Source organism: Streptomyces ossamyceticus, from assembly GCF_001418475.1.
Taxonomy (GTDB): domain Bacteria; phylum Actinomycetota; class Actinomycetes; order Streptomycetales; family Streptomycetaceae; genus Streptomyces; species Streptomyces ossamyceticus.
On the sequence record NZ_LIQX01000972.1, the window covers coordinates 1 to 1065 of the forward strand.

Sequence of the window (1065 nt, forward strand, 5' to 3'; positions counted from 1 at the left end):
GAGGTCCTCGACTCGGGCAAGCAGCTGACGACCGTGTTCGTCAGCCACGGCGACCCCGACTTCTACTTCGGCGCCGAAGTGATCGCCGACGCCTTCCCCGACGCCGTCTTCGTCGCCACCCCGCACGTCATCGAGCACATCCGGCACTCCTACGAGGGCAAGCTGAAGGCGTGGGCCGCGCTCGGCCCCAACCTGCCCACCCGGCTGGTCGACCTCACCCCGCTCACCGGCGACCTGACCCTGGAAGGCCACCGCTTCGAGCTCAAGGGCGGCCCGGCCGCGCTGCCCGACCGCCACTACCTGTGGCAGGCGGGGAGCAGGACGCTCCTCGGCGGTGTCCTGCTGTTCCAGCGCGAGCACGTCTGGGTCGCCGACACCCCCACCCCCGGCGACCGCGCCGCCTGGATCGACCTGCTCGACGAGATGGCCGCCCTCGACCCGGAGCTGGTCGTCCCCGGCCACCGGGTGCCCGGCGCCCCGGCCGACGCCTCCGCGATCGCCGCGACCCGTGCGTACCTCCTCGCCTTCGAGGAGGAGCTGGGCAAGGCCGCGGACGGCGCCGCCCTCACCGAGGCGCTCGTCGCCCGCCACCCCGACCACGGCATGGGGATCGCCGCGCAGATCGGCGCGAAGGTCGCCAAGGGCGAGATGACGTGGGGCTGACATGAGCGACCTCACCGGCTTCACAGAGTTCACCGACTCCACGACGTCCTCCGCGCCCGCCGACGTCGTACGGCGCCAGTACCTGGCCTCCGCCGCCGGGGACCTGGCGGCCCTGCGGGCCACCCTCGCGCCCGACGTGGAGTGGACGGAGATGGCCGGCTTCCCGCTGGCCGGCACCTACCGCACGCCCGACGGCGTCACGTCGAACGTGATGGAGCGGCTGGGCCAGGACTGGGACGACTGGACCGCCCACGACGACACCTACGTCGTCGACGGCGAGAACGTCGTCGTCCTCGCCCGCTACACCGCGACGAACAAGGCCACCGGCAAGCCGATCGACGTCCGCGTGGCCCACTACTTCGTGGTCCGCGGCGGCCTCATCGTCCGCTTCGAGCAGTTCGT

General features: G+C 72.5%; 2 protein-coding genes. Both read left to right on the forward strand.

Features of this window, described 5'->3' with window-relative positions; genetic code table 11:
• A partial coding sequence (locus tag AOK15_RS41130; protein ID WP_055524358.1) for an MBL fold metallo-hydrolase occupies positions 1 to 663 on the forward strand: 663 nt, incomplete at its 5' end.
• 1 nt (position 664) lies between these two features.
• Positions 665 to 1065 (forward strand): nuclear transport factor 2 family protein (locus AOK15_RS41135; protein WP_055524362.1); only part of this gene is annotated, 401 nt, incomplete at its 3' end.